Source organism: Allokutzneria oryzae (assembly GCF_042429765.1).
Lineage (GTDB): Bacteria > Actinomycetota > Actinomycetes > Mycobacteriales > Pseudonocardiaceae > Allokutzneria > Allokutzneria oryzae.
This window is the reverse complement of record NZ_JBHLZU010000011.1, coordinates 304,021-319,432: the sequence shown is the minus strand read 5'-3', so window position 1 is coordinate 319,432 and position 15,412 is coordinate 304,021. Positions and strand designations below refer to the sequence as shown.

Annotated in this window: 22 protein-coding genes; 3 read left to right on the top strand and 19 right to left on the bottom strand. The window is 68.6% G+C overall.

The window, feature by feature from the left end:
- Positions 1-263: 263 nt before the first annotated feature.
- The gene (gene eccB, locus ACFFQA_RS15540; protein ID WP_377852630.1) at positions 264-1,802 is read right to left on the bottom strand and encodes a type VII secretion protein EccB; all 1,539 of its coding nucleotides are present in this window, start codon (positions 1,800-1,802) and stop codon (positions 264-266) included.
- A gap of 142 nt (positions 1,803-1,944) precedes the next feature.
- Between eccB and eccE the strand changes: the two genes are divergently transcribed.
- The 3 genes from eccE (at position 1,945) to ACFFQA_RS15525 (ending at position 4,381) form a co-directional block, all read left to right on the top strand.
- Positions 1,945-3,174, top strand: a complete 1,230-nt coding sequence (gene eccE, locus ACFFQA_RS15535) for a type VII secretion protein EccE (RefSeq protein WP_377852653.1) — start codon at positions 1,945-1,947, stop codon at positions 3,172-3,174.
- Between the two features lie 14 nt (positions 3,175-3,188).
- Positions 3,189-3,902 (top strand): hypothetical protein, encoded by a 714-nt coding sequence (locus tag ACFFQA_RS15530; protein WP_377852652.1) that lies wholly within the window; start codon positions 3,189-3,191, stop codon positions 3,900-3,902.
- Between the two features lie 146 nt (positions 3,903-4,048).
- On the top strand, positions 4,049-4,381 hold the full coding sequence (locus ACFFQA_RS15525; protein WP_377852629.1) for a DUF6355 family natural product biosynthesis protein: 333 nt from the start codon (positions 4,049-4,051) through the stop codon (positions 4,379-4,381).
- Between the two features lie 21 nt (positions 4,382-4,402).
- Here ACFFQA_RS15525 and truA read toward each other — a convergent pair whose 3' ends face one another.
- The 18 genes from truA to rpsH form a co-directional block, all read right to left on the bottom strand.
- Positions 4,403-5,278 carry a tRNA pseudouridine(38-40) synthase TruA gene (gene truA / locus ACFFQA_RS15520; protein ID WP_377852628.1) on the bottom strand — a complete coding sequence of 292 codons (876 nt, stop codon included), beginning with the start codon at positions 5,276-5,278 and terminating at the stop codon, positions 4,403-4,405.
- A complete protein-coding gene (rplQ, locus tag ACFFQA_RS15515) occupies positions 5,275-5,796 on the bottom strand; it encodes a 50S ribosomal protein L17 (RefSeq protein WP_377852627.1) in 522 nt (173 codons plus the stop codon). The genes truA and rplQ overlap by 4 nt, the downstream gene beginning before the upstream one ends.
- A 67-nt stretch (positions 5,797-5,863) precedes the next feature.
- Positions 5,864-6,913 carry a DNA-directed RNA polymerase subunit alpha gene (locus ACFFQA_RS15510; RefSeq protein ID WP_377852626.1) on the bottom strand — a complete coding sequence of 350 codons (1,050 nt, stop codon included), beginning with the start codon at positions 6,911-6,913 and terminating at the stop codon, positions 5,864-5,866.
- A gap of 170 nt (positions 6,914-7,083) precedes the next feature.
- Entirely contained in the window at positions 7,084-7,689 is a 606-nt protein-coding gene (rpsD, locus tag ACFFQA_RS15505; protein ID WP_030427416.1) for a 30S ribosomal protein S4, read from the bottom strand.
- Positions 7,690-7,712: 23 nt separating this feature from the next.
- Positions 7,713-8,120: a 30S ribosomal protein S11 gene (rpsK, locus tag ACFFQA_RS15500; RefSeq protein WP_030427415.1), complete on the bottom strand. Its 408-nt coding sequence runs from the start codon at positions 8,118-8,120 to the stop codon at positions 7,713-7,715.
- Between the two features lie 31 nt (positions 8,121-8,151).
- Positions 8,152-8,532, bottom strand: a complete 381-nt coding sequence (rpsM, locus tag ACFFQA_RS15495) for a 30S ribosomal protein S13 (RefSeq protein ID WP_377852625.1) — start codon at positions 8,530-8,532, stop codon at positions 8,152-8,154.
- A 165-nt stretch (positions 8,533-8,697) separates the two neighbouring features.
- Positions 8,698-8,811 (bottom strand): 50S ribosomal protein L36, encoded by a 114-nt coding sequence (gene rpmJ, locus ACFFQA_RS15490; RefSeq protein WP_010148647.1) that lies wholly within the window; start codon positions 8,809-8,811, stop codon positions 8,698-8,700.
- A gap of 55 nt (positions 8,812-8,866) precedes the next feature.
- On the bottom strand, positions 8,867-9,088 hold the full coding sequence (gene infA, locus ACFFQA_RS15485; RefSeq protein WP_005166804.1) for a translation initiation factor IF-1: 222 nt from the start codon (positions 9,086-9,088) through the stop codon (positions 8,867-8,869).
- A 232-nt stretch (positions 9,089-9,320) separates the two neighbouring features.
- Complete coding sequence (locus tag ACFFQA_RS15480; protein ID WP_377852624.1) at positions 9,321-9,497, bottom strand: hypothetical protein; 177 nt, start codon at positions 9,495-9,497, stop codon at positions 9,321-9,323.
- Positions 9,498-9,727: 230 nt separating this feature from the next.
- Positions 9,728-10,519 carry a type I methionyl aminopeptidase gene (map, locus tag ACFFQA_RS15475; protein ID WP_377852623.1) on the bottom strand — a complete coding sequence of 264 codons (792 nt, stop codon included), beginning with the start codon at positions 10,517-10,519 and terminating at the stop codon, positions 9,728-9,730.
- A 5-nt stretch (positions 10,520-10,524) separates the two neighbouring features.
- Positions 10,525-11,076: an adenylate kinase gene (locus ACFFQA_RS15470; protein ID WP_377852622.1), complete on the bottom strand. Its 552-nt coding sequence runs from the start codon at positions 11,074-11,076 to the stop codon at positions 10,525-10,527.
- A complete protein-coding gene (secY, locus tag ACFFQA_RS15465) occupies positions 11,076-12,395 on the bottom strand; it encodes a preprotein translocase subunit SecY (RefSeq protein WP_377852621.1) in 1,320 nt (439 codons plus the stop codon). The genes ACFFQA_RS15470 and secY overlap by 1 nt, the downstream gene beginning before the upstream one ends.
- Positions 12,396-12,687: 292 nt before the next feature.
- Positions 12,688-13,131, bottom strand: coding sequence for a 50S ribosomal protein L15 (rplO, locus tag ACFFQA_RS15460; protein WP_377852620.1), 444 nt, complete (start codon positions 13,129-13,131; stop codon positions 12,688-12,690).
- 2 nt (positions 13,132-13,133) lie between these two features.
- Entirely contained in the window at positions 13,134-13,316 is a 183-nt protein-coding gene (rpmD, locus tag ACFFQA_RS15455; RefSeq protein WP_030427409.1) for a 50S ribosomal protein L30, read from the bottom strand.
- A 4-nt stretch (positions 13,317-13,320) separates the two neighbouring features.
- Entirely contained in the window at positions 13,321-13,965 is a 645-nt protein-coding gene (rpsE, locus tag ACFFQA_RS15450) for a 30S ribosomal protein S5 (protein ID WP_377852619.1), read from the bottom strand.
- Between the two features lie 49 nt (positions 13,966-14,014).
- Positions 14,015-14,419 carry a 50S ribosomal protein L18 gene (gene rplR, locus ACFFQA_RS15445; RefSeq protein WP_377852618.1) on the bottom strand — a complete coding sequence of 135 codons (405 nt, stop codon included), beginning with the start codon at positions 14,417-14,419 and terminating at the stop codon, positions 14,015-14,017.
- Positions 14,416-14,955, bottom strand: coding sequence for a 50S ribosomal protein L6 (gene rplF / locus ACFFQA_RS15440; RefSeq protein ID WP_377852617.1), 540 nt, complete (start codon positions 14,953-14,955; stop codon positions 14,416-14,418). The genes rplR and rplF overlap by 4 nt, the downstream gene beginning before the upstream one ends.
- 18 nt (positions 14,956-14,973) lie before the next feature.
- Entirely contained in the window at positions 14,974-15,372 is a 399-nt protein-coding gene (gene rpsH / locus ACFFQA_RS15435; RefSeq protein ID WP_377852616.1) for a 30S ribosomal protein S8, read from the bottom strand.
- Positions 15,373-15,412: the final 40 nt, after the last annotated feature.

Here is a 15,412-nt window from a genome sequence, read left to right as displayed (position 1 = left end):
CCTGGCGCGGCACGTGAACCCGAACAAAACAGAACTCCCGGGATTAAACGCCCTCTAAGGTGACAAAACGCGAAAACCCCGACCACGCCAGCCCACGCGCACACCGCAGCGCGGCACGGCGCAGCGCAGCGCGGCGCGGTGCGGTGCGGCGCGGCGCGGCGCGGCGCGGTGCCGCGCGGCGCGGCGCGGCGCGGCGCGGCGCCAGGGCCGTACGGCGCCGACGGGGTGGCGATCCGGCCGGATACCGCTTGAAGCCGCGTGGCCTAGCCTCCGGCCTGCTGGCCTTCGCGCGGGTCCTTGCGGCGCAGGATCTTCGAGTCGTCCAGTGGCACCGCGTCGAACACCCGGCGGGCCTCCCGCTGATCCAGCCTCGGGCCCTCCGGCAGCAGCCGCAGGATGCTCTCCGGCGCGGGCGAGAAGGGCAACGCGAGGCCGAGGCCCTCCGCCGTGCGCACGTCCGGGATGCCGAACTTCACGCCACGGTCGGAGACGAGCTGGATCGGGCCGCTGTCGAAGTCGTGCTCCGAGATCGTCGCCCGCACCACGGCCCCGCGCCCTGGCGGCAGGTAGAAGCCGTCGAGCGCGTCGCCGTTGCCGTCGGCCTGGGCCAGCTGCACCGGCCGCACCGTCGGGCCGAGGCCGTCGCCCACGGTCACCGCGGAGTTCTGCCTGCCGTCTTCCGGCGACCAGGACAGGCAGGTGGTCGGGGCCTTCTCGATGCTCAGCACGGTCGGCGCGACCCGGGGGAAGTCCTTGACCGGCAGGCGATTCGCGGCCTCACGGATGCGGATCAGCTCGGCGGGGTTGTTCAGCTCCACCCAGTTCGACGCGGTCGGGGTCGCGGATCGGATCAGCTCGGCGACCGCCTCGGAGATCTGCTGCCTGCCGTCCTTGAGCAGCACGTAGAAGTCCATCTCGCGGTTGGCCCGCTGCAACCGGACCACGGTGCCGACGCGGTGGTTGGCGAAGGTGTAGTCGGGAGCCTCGCCGCGGTTGGGGATCTCCGGCGCACGCAGCTCGGCGACCTCCGGGATGGCGTTGAGCAGGCCGCTGCTGACCTTGCGCGGCTTCTGCCCGTTCAGCCGGAACACCTCGCGCACCGCGGCGTTGCCGAGATCGACCTTCGCGCGCACGGTCGCGGTTCCCGGCATGCCCTTGTCGTCATCGGAGGCGAAGACCAGGTAGGTCTGCCCGTTCGGCGCGGCCAGCAGGAGGCCGTCACCGCGGCCGAGACGTTTGCCCGGCGCGGGGGTCCCGGCGAGCACCGTGGTGCTCAGCTCCGGCCGCTCGTCCGGGTCCGGCAGTTCGGGCCGACGGCGGAGCTCGTCGCAGACGGCCCATTCGGGTGAAACTCTCAGGTCTTTGTCGGGAAGAAGCTCGGGAGCACCCGGAATTCCGGTGAATGCCCCTCTCGGCACGTCGGTGAGCTTCGATTCGTCGACCCGGGAGGGCTCTCCGGTCCCCCCGTTCCCGGTGCTCATCAGCAACAAGCGCGCCGACGCCATGTTCGCCACCGGGATCAGCTGCCTCGGGTTCGAGGTCGCGACGAAAACCGCCCCGGTTTGCTCGCTGATCACGATGCCGTTATCCGGCAGGGTGCCTTTCGGCTTGATCAGCCCGTAGACCAGGAATCCGAGAATGACCGCGACGGCGACGACCGCACCGGCGGCCGTGGCCCGCATTTGGGTCCGCGCGGGTTCATGGACCATCACAGAGTCCTTGCGCACCAAGGCGGACTCCATGCGGCGAACGACGAATCGATACGCCTGTACCTGTGACTTGGTTGTGGGAGTTGAGGGCATTCTCGTTTGCTGCTCTCCACTGCGCGGTAGCGTTACGGGCCGACTGACGAATCCGCCTTCGGGCACCTTACTGGCAGCCAGCGCGGGGAGAGACCGAACCGGAATGTCCGTGACCACGAACCCAACCGCGGCACCCGTCTCGATGCGGGCTCGACGGCGCACGGTGGGCGCGAGCCTCGGCGCACTGCCCGTCGCCAACCTCGTCGTCTTCCAGGTCGGCGCCGGGCTCGGCCTGCTCCTGCTCACGGTGAACAGCGCGCTGCTGCCCGCCGCCGCGGGGCTCGCGGGGCTCGGCCTGCTGGTCGCCGCGGCCCGGTGGCACGGCCGCTGGCTGACCCAGTGGATCGCCCTCACCACTCGCTACGCCCTGCGCTCCCACATGCGCACGGCCAGGCAACTGCCCACATCCGACCGCGCCGCGACCGACGAGACCGGCTCGGCGACGCTGGGCGCCGAGGACCGCAGGGTCGCGCTGCTGCGGCTGGCCGTGCCGGACCTGGTGGTCGCGCAGGCCACCGACCACGACCGCAACCCGATCGGCCTGGCCTGGCACGAGGGCACCTGGACGGCCGTGCTGCTGGTCGACCCGGCCCCCGGACTGATCACCAAGGTCGGCGGCGCGCCCAACCTGCCGCTGTCCGCGCTCGCGCCCTGCCTTGAGGACCGCGGCGTGGTGCTGGACTCCATCCAGGTGATCTGCCACTGCTACCCGGGGAGCGCGGCGCTGCCGCCGACCTCGCCCGCGCTGACCTCCTATCTGGAGGTTCTCGGCCCGCTTCCGGCAGCCTCGCGCCGCACCACGTGGGTGGCCGTGCGGCTGGACCCGCAGCGCTGCCTCTCCGCGATCCGTGAACGCGGCGGCGGGGTGGTCGGCGCGCACCGCGCGTTGCTCGGAGCGTTGTCGCGAGTCGGGAACGCGTTGGAGGCAAAGGGCGTTCAGACCCGCCCACTGGACACCGACGAACTGCTGCGCGCCGGGATCTCCGCCGCCGAGCTCACCACCGTCGTCGGCACAGCGGCCGACGTGCAGCTGCGAGAGCGGTGGACGGGGGTGACCACCGCCGGGATCGGCCACGCCAGCTATGCGGTGACCGGCTGGCCGGCCAAGGGAGGACAGGCCAGCCTGAACGCGCTGACCGGCGTGCGCGCGCTGTCGGCGACGGTGTCGGTGGCGATCTCGCCGAGCGACGAGGACGGCAGCGTGGGCCTGCGCGGCCTGGTGCGGGTCAGCGCCCGCACGCCGAAGGAACTGGAGCAGGCCGACGAGCGCCTGCAGACGATCAGCGGGCGGCTCGGGCTGTCGTTGACCCCGTTGCGCGGCGTGCAGCTCGCCGGGTTCGCGGCCTCGCTCCCGCTCGGGGGGAACACGTGAGCGGTCGCAGCCGGATGCTGGAGAACAAGGCGGCCGACCTCGGCGTCGCGCCGGAGTTCACCGTCTCCCCCGAGATGCTCGACGAGATCAGTCCTTCAGGCGACCGCGGTGGCATGGTGCTCGGCTGCGGTGCGCACGGCGAACCGCTGTCGGTTTCGGTCCTGCGCAACGCGCCGACCAGGATCGCCCTCGTCGGTGGCCTGTACCTGGCGCGGCAGCTGGCGATGCGGGCGATGGCAACGGGCGCCTGGGTGGTCGTGGCGACGGGCAGGCCCGCCGCGTGGCACGCGCTGACGAGGGCAGCGGGCCAGGGCCCTGACGGACGGCCGGTGCCGCTGGTGCAGATCCGCAGGCTCACCCCGGTGGAGCTGCCGCGCGGCTCCGAGGACGGCCCGCTGCTGGTGGTGCACGACGGCACGGCGGTCCCGCAGGAGCTGTTCCCGCCGCGATCCCCTTGGCAGACAACGCTCTACGTGCTCCCGTACCTGCATCCGCAGGCCGCGTCCACGGTGACCGGGGCGGACCTGGCCCTCATCCAGCGGCTGCCGGTCGGCCAGGCGCAGCTCGCCGGGCGGATGTGGCGGCTGCGGCCGCACCTGGTGCAGCAGCTGAGCTCGCTCAGCGACGACATGGCGATCGCGGTCGGCCCAAACCTGTGGCTGCCGATCCGGTTGATCACCACACCCGGCGAGCAGCAGCTGCTCGGCCCGATCCGCAGGGGCGACTGACGTTTCAGAACGTGAAGGGTTCCAGAACACTTCCCGGATTTTGTCAATCAGCCCTTCGGACGAAGATCATTGATTTCGGCCTGGTCTGAACCCTCGTGACAGTAGGGTCGCCCCGTCATTGATCACATTCTGAGGGGAATGACTTGATGCGCAAGATCCTCGGCCTGGCGCTGCCGCTGTTCGCGGTGCTGGGCATGACCGCGATCGCCGCGCCGAGCGCCTCGGCGGCGCCGTGCGGGTGGTACAAGATCGGCGACACCGGCTACCACAACCACTGCGGCACGGGCCTGATCCTGGTGAAGTACCACTGGAGCAACGGAAACACCGGCACCACGTGCCAGGGTCCCGGCATCATCCCGTTCTACCCGGACGGCCCGCACCAGCGCGTCAACGCGTACTACGTGCCGAAGAAGCCCGCGACGATGATCAACGCGGCGGGCCAGGAGATCTGCCGCACCGGTCAGCCCAGCTACCCGTAAGCACGCGCGACACCGCCGAGGTCACCCGCCGAGCACACGCACCCGGCGGGTGACCTCGGCGCGTTCGGCCAGCTGGTCGTCGGCCGGATAGTCAACCCCCACAAGGGAAAGCCCGTGCGCGGGGGCGACGACGACCGAACTCGCCCGCTCCGTGGAGCGCAGCAGCGACGCGGGCCACTCCGGCCCCTTGCGCCTGTCCCCCACCGCCAGTAGCGCGCCGACCAGGCTGCGCACCATCGAATGGCAGAAGGCGTCGGCGGAGACGTGCGCGACCAGTTCCCCGCCTGGCGCGGAAACCCATTCCAGGCGCTGCAACTGCCGCACCGTCGTCGCGCCCTCGCGACGCTTGCAGAACGCCGCGAAGTCGTGCTCCCCCAGCAACAACCGGGAAGCCTCGTTCATCGCGTCCACGTCGAGCGCACGCGGCCACGCGACGACCTCACGGGCCCGCAGCGGCGCCGCGCCGTACTCGGCGGTGGTCACGCGGTACTCGTAGTGCCGCCGCAACGCGCCGAACCGCGCGTCGAACGCGAGCGGCACCTGACGGATCGAGTAGACCCGCACGTCCGGCGGCAGCAGCCGCGCGAGCCTGCGCACCAGACCGTCCACTTCGGACGGATCAGGCACGTCGAGGTGGGCGACCTGGCCGGTGGCGTGCACCCCGGCATCGGTACGGCCCGCCACCGTCAGCTGGACATCACGGCGCGCCAGCAACGACAACGCGTCCTCCAGCACCCCGCACACCGTGCGCCTGCCGGGCTGCCGCGCCCAACCGGAGAAGTCCGTGCCGTCGTAGCCCAGGTCCAGCCGGAACCGGTAAGGCCCTGGGACGCGGACGAGCCCGCCGCCCTCCGAAGAGGAAGCGGCGGGCTCGCCGGACTGGGAACCAGTCGTCACTTCTCGGTCTTGTCCTCGGCCGCCTCGGCCTTGGCCTCGGTGGCCTCGACCTCGGTGGTCTCCTCGGCCTTGGCCTCCTCGGCGGCCGGGGCCGCCTCGACCTTGTTCTCGTCCTTGGCGAACTTGGTGCCGCGAGCGGCGTTCGCCTCGGCGGTGACGGTGCGCTCGGTGATGAGCTCGATCACGGCCATGGCCGCGTTGTCGCCCTTGCGCGGCACCGTCTTGGTGATGCGGGTGTAGCCGCCGGCGCGCTCCGCGAAGTGCGGGCCGATCTCGGCCATCAGCTTGTGCACGATGTCCTTGTCGCGGATCAGCTTCATGATCTCGCGACGGTTGTGCAGGTCACCGCGCTTGGCCTTGGTGATCAGCCGCTCCGCGTACGGACGCAGCCGACGGGCCTTCGCCTCGGTGGTCTTGATCCGGCCGTGCTCGAACAGCGAGGTGGCCAGGTTGGCCAGCATCAACCGCTCGTGGGCCGGCGACCCACCGAGCCGGGCTCCCTTGGTGGGGGTGGGCATCTCTTGCTCCTCTTGAGATCAAGCTGCGCGACGCTGCCGTCAGCGTCCACAGTGCGCGACGGCAGCGTCAGAGCTGCTCAGTCTCGGCGTAGTCGTGGCCATCGTCGTTACCGTGGTCAACCCCAGCGGACCAGCCCTCGGAGGAGTAGTCCGCGGCGGCGGCCGACGGGTCGAATCCGGGCGGGCTGTCCTTGAGCGCGAGCCCGAGGCCTGCCAGCTTCAGCTTGACCTCGTCGATCGACTTGGCGCCGAAGTTCCGGATGTCCAGCAGGTCCGCCTCACTGCGCGAGACGAGCTCACCCACGGTGTGGATGCCCTCGCGCTTGAGGCAGTTGTAGGACCGGACAGTGAGGTCGAGGTCCTCGATCGGCATCGCGAACGCGGCGATGGTGTCCGCCTCCGCGGGAGACGGGCCGATCTCGATGCCCTCGGCGTCCACGTTGAGCTCACGGGCGAGCCCGAACAGCTCGACGAGGGTCTTGCCGGCGGAGGCCACCGCGTCCCTCGGGGTGATCGAGGGCTTGGTCTCCACGTCCAGGATCAGCTTGTCGAAGTCCGTGCGCTGCTCGACACGGGTGGCCTCGACCTTGTACGTCACCTTCAGCACGGGCGAGTAGATCGAGTCGACCGGGATCCGGCCGATCTCGGCGCCCGCCTGCTTGTTCTGCATCGCCGGGACGTAGCCGCGACCGCGCTCGACGACGAGCTCGATCTCCAGCTTGCCCTTGCCGTTGAGGGTGGCGATGTGCAGGTCCGGGTTGTGCACCGTCACGCCGGCAGGCGGGACGATGTCACCAGCGGTCACCTCACCGGGGCCCTGCTTGCGCAGGTACATGGTCACCGGCTCGTCCTCCTCGGAGCTGACGACCAGCTCCTTGAGGTTGAGGATGATGTCGGTGACGTCCTCCTTGACGCCCGGAACCGTGGTGAACTCGTGCAGCACACCGTCGATGCGGATGCTGGTCACCGCGGCGCCCGGGATGGACGACAGGAGGGTCCTGCGGAGGGAGTTGCCGAGCGTGTAGCCGAAACCCGGCTCCAGCGGCTCGATGACGAAGTGGGACCGCGTGTCGTTGACCGAGTCCTCGGCCAGCGACGGACGCTGAGAGATAAGCACTGAGCTGTTCCCTTCCTAGCGATGCCCGCTATTTGACACCGCGAGAAACGACGCACCGGAGACAGGCGCGGGGCCTGAGAACCGGCAAGGCGACGGCACACCCTGAAGTGCCGCCACCTGGGCTGGACGCGGGTCCGGGGCGGTCGCCGCAACGACCGCCCCGGAACACGTCACTTCGAGTAGAGCTCGACGATGAGCTGCTCCTGGACCGGCACATCGATCTGTGCGCGCTCCGGGAGCTGGTGCACGAGCACCCGCAGGTTCGACGGGACGACCTGGAGCCAGGCCGGCACCGGACGGTCGCCGAGGGCTTCCTTCGCGGCCAGGAACGGCAGCGTCGGGAGGGACTTCGGCTTCACGTCGATGATGTCGTACTGCGAGACGCGGAAGCTGGGGATGTTCACCTTCTGGCCGTTGACCAGGAAGTGACCGTGCGCCACCAGCTGACGAGCCTGACGCCGCGTGCGGGCCAGGCCGGCGCGGTAGACCACGTTGTCCAGGCGCGACTCGAGGATGCGCAGCAGGTTCTCACCGGTCTTGCCGGGGAGACGAACGGCTTCCTCGTAGTAGCGGCGGAACTGCCGCTCCAGGACGTTGTAGGTGAAGCGAGCCTTCTGCTTCTCCTGCGTCTGGAGCAGGTACTCGCTCTCCTTGATCCGCGTGCGGCCGTGCTGGCCGGGCGGGTAAGGACGGCGCTCGAAGGCCTTGTCGCCCCCGATGAGGTCGACCTTGAGCCGACGGGACTTGCGAGTCGCGGGACCGGTGTAGCGTGCCATCTTTTTTTACTCCTCTCCCGCGCTCAGACCCGACGCCGCTTGGGCGGGCGGCAACCGTTGTGCGGCTGCGGGGTCACGTCCTGGATGGTGCCGACCTCCAGGCCGGCGGCCTGCAGCGAACGGATCGCGGTCTCACGGCCGGAGCCGGGACCCTTGACGAACACGTCCACCTTGCGCATGCCGTGCTCGGCGGCCTTGCGGGCGGCGTTCTCGGCGGCCATCTGGGCGGCGAACGGGGTGGACTTCCTGGAGCCCTTGAAGCCGACGTGGCCGGCGGAGGCCCAGGAGATCACGGCGCCGTTCGGGTCCGTGATGGAGACGATGGTGTTGTTGAACGTGCTCTTGATGTGGGCGTGCCCATGAGAGACGTTCTTCTTTTCCTTACGCCGGATCTTCTTGACCCCGGCGCCCTGGCGGGACTTGGGAGGCATGGTGCTTCTGATCTCCTAGCTACGCGGGGTCTTACTTCTTACCGGCCTTCTTCTTGCCGGCGACCGTCTTCTTCGGGCCCTTGCGGGTGCGGGCGTTGGTCTTGGTCCGCTGACCACGCACGGGCAGGTTGCGACGGTGCCGCAGACCCTCGTAGCAGCCGATTTCGACCTTGCGGCGAATGTCGGCCGCGACCTCGCGGCGGAGATCACCCTCGACCTTGAAGTTGTTCTCGATGTAGTCCCGCAGCTTGACGAGCTCGTCGTCGCCGAGGTCCTTGGCGCGCAGGTCCGGGCTGACGCCCGTCGCGGCAAGGATCTCCTTGGAGCGGGTTCGGCCGATGCCGAAGATGTAGGTCAGCGCGATCTCCATCCGCTTCTCGCGGGGGAGATCGACGCCAGAAAGACGTGCCATACGGCTCTCTAGCTCCTGTGATCGCTTCAGGTCTTCTCCCCGCCCGTCCCGGAACCGTGGTCCCGGGCCCCGGCCTGAAGTCCGGGGGTGTGTCCCGCGCCAGCTACGGCGCGAACAGGTACGAGGAGGCTTGTGTTGTGTCGTCTAACCGCGACGAGCGAGTGATCAGCCCTGACGCTGCTTGTGGCGCAGGTTCTCGCAGATCACCATGACCCGGCCGTGACGGCGGATCACCTTGCACTTGTCGCAGATCTTCTTGACGCTCGGCTGGACCTTCACGGTCGTGCACTCCTGCTTGGCCGCGTGTCCGGATCGCGTCCGGACACCGTGGAGGTCACTTGTAGCGGTAGACGATGCGGCCGCGGGACAGGTCGTAGGGCGAGAGCTCCACGACTACCCGGTCCTCGGGCAGGATGCGGATGTAGTGCTGCCGCATCTTGCCGCTGATGTGCGCGAGGACCTTGTGACCGTTCTCCAGCTCAACGCGAAACATCGCGTTGGGGAGAGGCTCGACCACGCGGCCCTCGACCTCAATGGCCCCGTCCTTCTTGCCCATGTCCTCCGCGTTTCGTGACGGTGACAGATCATCTGACGTGCCCGGGTTCCGGCGCGAGCCGGTGGCCGGGCGCGGACGTCCGCAACGTGAGGATCCTGTCGAGCCCGATCACGGAGGGAGGGGTGAGAACCCGCATACCACTATGGAGTCAGGCGCAATAAGAGCCAGCGCGACGGACGCGCCGTCCCAATAGTGTAAGCGCCCCGCACTGGCAGGCCAAACCGACCCCTGGTCAGGAGCGCTCGCGGTGCCGTTCACCGGCCCAGGACAGCACCTCCAGCGCGCCCCAGACCCCCACCGGCCAGACGAACCACGGATACCCCAAACCGCCGGTGACCAGGCCGGTAACCGACCACACCGCGATCATGACGAGGCTGGCCCCCAGCCACGTCCGCATGGATTCGCCCACGTCTGCAGAGTTTCAGTTGGCGAAGGACACAGTCGTCATCCGCGATGTGTATTCCGGAACACCCCCGTGGGAGGTAGCCGCACGGCCGCGCGGACCAGCACCTGAGCGGGCGCCGCCCACGCACGGCGCTGGTCGGGCCGCCGCCACCTCGACGCCGCCCGGAGAAGGCGCGAACGCGCTCGCCCCCGCACCGGAAACCGGTGCGGGGGCGAGCGGAAAGCCTTCGCGTACTAGCTCTCGGGGGCGGTGAGCACCCAGGGGCCGTCTTCGGTGACCGCGACGGTGTGCTCCCAGTGCGCGGCGCGCGTGCCGTCGGTGGTGATCACCGTCCAGCCGTCGGAGAGCTCCTCGGTGCGGTCGGTGCCCAGGGTCAGCATCGGCTCGACCGCGAGCGCCATGCCCACGCGCAGCCTCGGCCCCTTGCCCGGCTTGCCCATGTTGGGCAGGAACGGCTCCATGTGCATCTGGGAGCCGATGCCGTGACCGCCGTAGCCGTCGACGATGCCGTAGCTCCTGCCGTCCTTCTCCTCCGAGGCGTTGACCGAGCTCTCGATCGCGAAGGAGATGTCGGTCAGCCGGTTGTCGGCGCGGACCTGCTCGATCCCGGCCCACATCGAGGCACGCGTGGCGTCGGAGAGCTCCTGCTCGGCCTGGGTGATGGCACCGATGGCCAGCGTGACCGCGGAGTCACCGTGCCAGTTGTCCAGGATCGCGCCGCAGTCCACCGAGAGCAGGTCGCCCTCGACCAGGACCTGGGCCCGGTTCGGGATGCCGTGCACGACCTGCTCGTTCACCGACGCGCAGATGCTCCCGGGGAAGCCGTGGTAACCCTTGAAGGAGGGCACCGCACCCGCGTCCCGGATGGTCTGCTCGGCCAGCTCGTCGAGTTCGAGCGTGCTGACACCGGGCTTGGCCGCGGCACTGACCGCCGCCAGCGCTCTGGCCACCACGAGACCGGCGGCCCGCATGGCCTCCAGCTCGCCACGGGTCTTCAGCTCGATACCGCGCCCACGCTTCAGCACTCGGCTCACCCGTCCGCGCGAAGCGCCTTGAGAGCGCGCTCGGAGATGTCCTCGACCGAGCCGACGGCGTCGATGGTGATCAGGATGCCGCGGTAGTGGTCGAGCAGCGGAGCGGTCTCCGAGCGGTAGATCTGCTGCCGCCTGCGGATGATCTCCTCGGTGTCGTCGGCGCGGCCACGGGCCAGCAACCGCTCCACCACGATGTCCTCGGCGATGTCGAACTGCAGCACCGCGTCGAGCTTGGTGCCCTTTGCCGAGAGCAGCTCGCCGAGCACCTCCGCCTGGACGGTGTTGCGCGGGAAGCCGTCGAGCAGGAAGCCGTTGGCCGCGTCCGGCTGCGCGAGCCGGTCCTCGACCATCGCGTTGGTGACCGAGTCCGGGACCAGTTCGCCGGTGTCCAGGTAGCGCTTGGCCTCCTGGCCGAGCGGGGTGAGCTGGCCGATGTTCGCCCTGAACAGGTCACCGGTGGAGATGTGGGGCACGCCGAGCTTCTCGCTCAGCACCGTGGCCTGTGTTCCCTTGCCCGCTCCTGGCGGGCCGACGAGGACGAGTCTCACTACCGGAGGAACCCTTCGTAGTTGCGCTGCATGAGCTGGCTCTCGATCTGCTTCACGGTGTCGAGACCGACGCCCACCATGATCAGCACGGCCGTGCCGCCGAACGGGAAGTTCTGGTTGTTGCCCTCCTGGGTGACCGACAGGAAGAAGTTGGGCAACACGGCGACGATGCCGAGGTAGAGCGAGCCGGGCAGCGTGATCCGGCCGAGGACGAAGCGGAGGTACTCGGCGGTCGGGCGCCCTGGGCGGATACCCGGGATGAAGCCGCCGAACTTCTTCATCTCGTCGGCGCGCTCGTCCGGGTTGAAGGTGATCGCCACGTAGAAGTACGTGAAGAAGATGATCAGCACGAAGTACAGCCCGATGTGCACCGGGCTGGCCTGGCGCACGATGTGCGTTGCGATGAACTGCTGCCACCAGCTGGGCTCGGTCGAGGAGCCCGCGGTCAGCTTCGAGATCAGGTCCGGCAGGTACAGCAGCGAGGACGCGAAGATCAGCGGGATGACACCGGCCTGGTTGACCTTCAGCGGCAGGTAGGTCGAGGTGCCGCCGTACATCCTGCGGCCGATCATGCGCTTGGCGTACTGGACCGGGATGCGGCGCTGGCCCTGCTCGACGAAGACGACGCTGACGATGATCGCCAGCGCGAAGACGCAGACGACCGGGAAGATGATGCCGCCGTTGGGCTGCTGCAGGATCGCGCCACCCTCGGGGATGATCCGGGCCGCGATCGAGGTGAAGATCAGCAGCGACATGCCGTTGCCGACACCGCGCTCGGTGATCAGCTCACCCAGCCACATGATGACGGCGGTACCCGCGGTCATCGTGATCACGATGACGACCAGGTTGAACACGCTGTTGTCCGGGATGACCGGCTTGTCGCAGTTCTGGAACAGCTGGCCCTGGACCGCGAGCGCCACGATGCCGGTGGACTGCAGGATCGCGAGCGCGATGGTCAGGTAGCGGGTGTACTGGGTCAGCTTGTTCTGACCCGACTGCCCTTCCTTCTTCAGCTGCTCGAAGCGCGGGATCACCACGGTGAGCAACTGCACGATGATGCTCGCCGTGATGTAGGGCATGATGCCCAGCGCGAAGATCGAGAGCTTCAGCAGCGCGCCACCGCTGAAGAGGTTGATCAGCTGGTAGAAGCTCTGACCACTCCTCTCCGTCTGGGCGATGCACTCCTGGATGTTCACGTAGGACACTCCCGGAGACGGCAGGGTGGCGCCCAGCCGGTACAGCGCAACGATTCCGAGAGTGAAAAGGATCTTGCGACGCAGGTCGGGCGTCGTAAGAGCCGAGCGGAAGGCGCTGAGCACCCGAGACCTCCTCGGCGTGGCCGGCGTGACCGCCGACTACTGGCTGGGGCCGGCACGTCCTGCCGGCGGGATCAATTGCAGGCTTCAACCGCTCCGTGCGCGTGGCCGAAGCGTGCTGACGACTGTAACAGTCGCCGGTTCTGGCGCGGTGCCCCCGTCCGGAGTCCTTGTGGCGCTGGACAAAACACCGCATTCAGCTGGTCGCGAACAGGTTCCGTGCGAACGGACCTGGCGCCGGACAGACGTCGGGGCCGGAGAGCAAACCGCGCTCCCCGGCCCCGACGCCCTGACATCACACCTTGGTGGTGCTACCACCAGCGGCGGTGATCTTCTCGACGGCGCTGCCGGAGAACGCGTTCGCGCTCACGTCCAGCTTCACGCCACCCAGGTCACCGTCACCCAGCACCTTGACCAGGCTGTTCTTGCGAACAGCACCGGCCTGCACCAGCTCGGCGATACCGACCGTGCCGCCCTGCGGGAACAGCTTGGCCAGCGCCGACAGGTTGACGACCTGGTACTCGACGCGGAACGGGTTCTTGAACCCCTTCAGCTTGGGCAGCCGCATGTGGATCGGCATCTGCCCACCCTCGAAAGCGGCAGGCACGTTCTTGCGCGCCTTGGTGCCCTTGGTACCGCGACCCGCCGTCTTGCCCTTGGAGCCCTCACCGCGACCGACACGGGTCTTCGCGGTCTTGGCGCCGGGGGCCGGACGCAGGTGGTGAACCTTGATAGTCATGGTCAGTCGACCTCCTCGACCGCCACCAGGTGCCGCACGGTGTGGATCAGACCACGGACCTGCGGCGTGTCCTCGCGGACAACTGACTGGCGGATCTTGCGCAGCCCGAGAGTCCTCAGGGACTCCCGGTGGTTGCGCTTCGTGCCAATCGTGCTACGCAGCTGGGTGACCTTCAGGTTCGCCATCGGATCACACCCCCTGTCCAGCACGGGCGCGCAGCATGCCGGCGGGAGCGACGTCCTCGAGCGGCAGGCCGCGACGCGCGGCGACTTCCTCCGGCCGCTGCAGCATCTTCAGCGCGGCAACGGTGGCGTGCACGATGTTGATGGGGTTGTCGCTGCCCAGCGACTTGCTCAGCACGTCGTGCACACCGGCGCACTCCAGCACCGCGCGCACCGGGCCACCGGCGATGACACCGGTACCGGGGCTGGCGGGACGCAGCAGGACGACACCCGCGGCCTCCTCACCCTGCACGGGGTGCGGGATGGTGCCGGCGATGCGAGGCACCTTGAAGAAGTGCTTCTTGGCCTCCTCAACGCCCTTGGCGATGGCGGCCGGCACCTCCTTGGCCTTGCCGTAGCCGACACCGACCATGCCGTCGCCGTCACCGACGATGACCAGCGCGGTGAAGCTGAAGCGACGACCACCCTTGACGACCTTGGCGACGCGGTTGATCGCGACGACGCGCTCGATGTGGGGGGTCTTCTCCTGGGCCGCCCCGCCGCGGCCGCTGTCGCGACGGTCCCTACGGTCGCGACGCTCGCCGCGCTCGTTGCCGCCACCGGCGTTCCCGCCGGGGCCACCGCCGCCGAATTGCCGTGTACGTCCCGGCATCAGGCGTTCCTTCCGTTTCGACGAACCCAGATCTCGTTGTTCCGCATGATCAGAACTCCAACCCAGCCTCGCGGGCGGCGTCGGCGAGCGCGGCGATCCGGCCGTGGTAGTTGTGCCCACCACGGTCGAAGACGACCTGCGCGATGCCGGCGTCCTTGGCCCTGGCGGCGACGAGCTCGCCGACCTTGGCCGCACGCGCCTTCTTGTCGCCGTCCAGCGCGCGGACGTCGGCTTCCAGCGTGGAAGCCGAGACCACGGTGTGACCGGCCAGGTCGTCGATCACCTGCGCGACGATGTGCCGCGAGGAGCGGGTGACCACCAGGCGCGGACGCTCGGCGGTGCCGCTGATCTTCTTGCGGAGCCGGAAGTGCCGGCGTGCACGGGCAATGCGACGCACAGTGGAGACGTCCTTGCCCACCCGCTTGCGCTTCGTAGCAGTCTCGCTCATGCTCACTTACCCGTCTTTCCGACCTTGCGGCGAACGTTCTCGCCCGCGTACCGCACACCCTTGCCCTTGTACGGCTCCGGCTTGCGCAGCTTGCGAATGTTGGCAGCGACCTCGCCAACCTGCTGCTTGTCGATGCCCTGGACGGAGAACTTGGTGGCGCTCTCCACCGCGAAGCTGATGCCAGCGGGCGGGGTCACCTTCACCGGGTGGCTGAAGCCGAGGGAGAACTCCAGGTCGGAGCCCTTGGCCAGCACACGGTAACCAACGCCGTGGATCTCGAGCTTCTTCTCGTAGCCCTGGGTCACACCGACGATCATGTTGTTGACCAGGGTGCGAGACAGACCGTGCAGCGAGCGGCTCTTGCGCTCGTCGTCGGGCCGCGACACCTCAAGCGTGCCGTCCTCGGCGCGCTTCACGGTGATGGGCTCGGCGACCGTGTGGTTGAGGGTGCCCTTGGGCCCCTTCACCGTCACGAGCTGACCGTCGATGGTGACGTCGACGCCAGCCGGAACGGAGACCGGCAACTTACCGATGCGTGACATGCCGTAATCCCCCTTCCGCTACCAGACGTAGGCGAGGACTTCCCCGCCCACTGCCTGCTTGTTGGCCTGTCGGTCGGTCAGCAGACCGGACGACGTGGAAATGATCGCGACGCCGAGGCCACCGAGAACCTTGGGCAGGTTGGTGGACTTGGCGTAAACCCGAAGACCCGGCTTGGAGACCCGGCGCACACCAGCGATGCTGCGCTCACGGTTCGGGCCGTACTTCAGCGTGACGATCAGGTTCTTGCACTTCTCACCCTGCTCATCGCGGAAGCCGGCGATGTAGCCCTCACGCTGCAGGATCTCAGCGATGCTGGCCTTGAGCTTGGAGTGCGGCATCACGACCTCGTCGTGATAGGCCGAGTTCGCATTGCGCAGACGAGTGAGCATGTCTGCGATCGGGTCGGTCATCGTCATGGTGACCTTGTCAACCTTTCTCGCCCCGGTTCCACGCCTG